The organism is Methanoregula sp., assembly GCF_002835825.1.
GTDB lineage: Archaea > Halobacteriota > Methanomicrobia > Methanomicrobiales > Methanospirillaceae > Methanoregula.
In genome coordinates this window covers 1-1535 of sequence record NZ_PIZH01000488.1, presented here as the reverse complement: position 1 = coordinate 1535, position 1535 = coordinate 1, and the positions used below count along the sequence as shown (strand labels likewise).

Sequence of the window (1535 nt, the reverse complement as noted above, 5' to 3'; positions counted from 1 at the left end):
TCCGGAAGGGTTATATTGGTATAAGAGCCAGTGGTAGAAGTGATCGACGGCTGGCTTATTGTCCGGCTCCGCCGCGGCCTCCCGATACCCCCGATTGACAACTGCACCATCGAAGAAGTAACCCGGATGGAGCAGCGTGTCAACGCATAAAATCACACCGCTTTCCTGGCCCGATCTAGTGCGGAGACTGAAGGCCTTCGGATTCGACGGACCGTTTCAGGGCGGAAAACACCCGTACATGGTAAAGGGCGATCTCGTCCTGACCCTCCCGAATCCCCACCGGAATGAGATAAGTCCCGATCTCCTGGTACGCATCATCAGGCAGGCCGGGATATCGCGGGAGGAATGGCTCGGAGATTCCTGAACTGTTCCTTCACCAGTATCTCTTTTTTAGAATTTGCTGAACGGCAATCCCTGTACGGTTGCCATCTTCCGGATCCATCGCTTCCGGTATTCTTCCGGGATCTCATGCCGCTCCCTGTCGCTCCCGGAAAAATCCGGTCTTCTCAAAGTATGCCTCGACTCCCCTGATGATGACATGGTCCTTAATGATCTCCCGTATGAGCGGGCTCTCCAAATCGAACCCGCCGATCTTCACGGAAAGCGAAGAGTTCCGCTGTTCCAGCTGATTTTTCAGGGATGCGTCGGGCGTTTCGATGAAAATATCGATATCGCTGTTCCGTGTCGCAAAGCCCTTCGCATAGCTCCCGAACAGGATCGCGAGCTGAATACCCGGTTCATCCTGGATTGTCCGGAATATTCCCCGGAGGACGGGATACTTACGGGCCGCCTGCGACTGCCGGTAGATTTCGGCGGTGGCTGCCGCATTCCTGCCTTCGAGGGTTTTCTTTACGAAGAAGACCTTGTTCTTCCCCTCTGTCCGGAAATCAACGCAGTTGTCTTCCCTGAGTTCCCGGAGTTTCCGGCTCACGGTCATGTGGTTGGTCCCCAGTTTCTCGGCGATTGCCCTCGGGTGGAGATCTTCCCGTAACAGGAGCATTACGATCTCATTGGAAAGATTCTGTTCCACATGGAACATAATTGTGCCAATGAAGGATAAAGGTGGCGGTCCCGGACCCGGCGAAACGATTATCCCCCGACCGGGCACAAATCATCGTAAGAACTCATGGCCACAAAGAGCGACGTCCTACGGCAGCTGAAACGCCTGAAACCGGAACTCGCAGCGAAGTATGACATAAAGGAGATCAGCCTGTTCGGCTCGGTCGCACGGGAAGAGGAGGACAGCCTGAGCGATATCGATCTCCTCGTGGAATTCGGGGACCAGGCAGATCTCGTCACCTATATCGGCCTCTGGCAATACCTGGAGGATTCCATCGGCACGAAGATCGATCTTGTCAGCAAAAGAGCATTGACCGGTGAAATGCGGGACAAGGTCATGCGGGACCGCGGGACCGTATGAAAATACCCCCTCCTTCCGGTAAATCGTCTGAAAAAACCGGTGCAGGTTGCATTACAGATTATCAGCACCGGAGGTTAATCGCCGATCTTGATGCAATAGATGCAAAGGAACCGTG

Annotated in this window: 3 protein-coding genes; 2 read left to right on the top strand and 1 reads right to left on the bottom strand. The window is 54.3% G+C overall.

Annotation, left to right across the window (positions count from 1 at the left end):
• Positions 1 to 136: 136 nt before the first annotated feature.
• Positions 137 to 364, top strand: a complete 228-nt coding sequence (locus tag CW742_RS12580; protein ID WP_342764885.1) for a type II toxin-antitoxin system HicA family toxin — start codon at positions 137 to 139, stop codon at positions 362 to 364.
• A 102-nt stretch (positions 365 to 466) separates the two neighbouring features.
• Here the strand turns inward: CW742_RS12580 and CW742_RS12575 are convergent, their stop codons facing one another.
• Positions 467 to 1000 (bottom strand): nucleotidyltransferase domain-containing protein, encoded by a 534-nt coding sequence (locus CW742_RS12575; RefSeq protein WP_292420878.1) that lies wholly within the window; start codon positions 998 to 1000, stop codon positions 467 to 469.
• A 126-nt stretch (positions 1001 to 1126) separates the two neighbouring features.
• Here CW742_RS12575 and CW742_RS12570 point away from each other — a divergent pair, with 126 nt between their 5' ends.
• A complete protein-coding gene (locus CW742_RS12570) occupies positions 1127 to 1420 on the top strand; it encodes a nucleotidyltransferase family protein (protein ID WP_292420876.1) in 294 nt (97 codons plus the stop codon).
• Positions 1421 to 1535 lie beyond the last annotated feature (115 nt).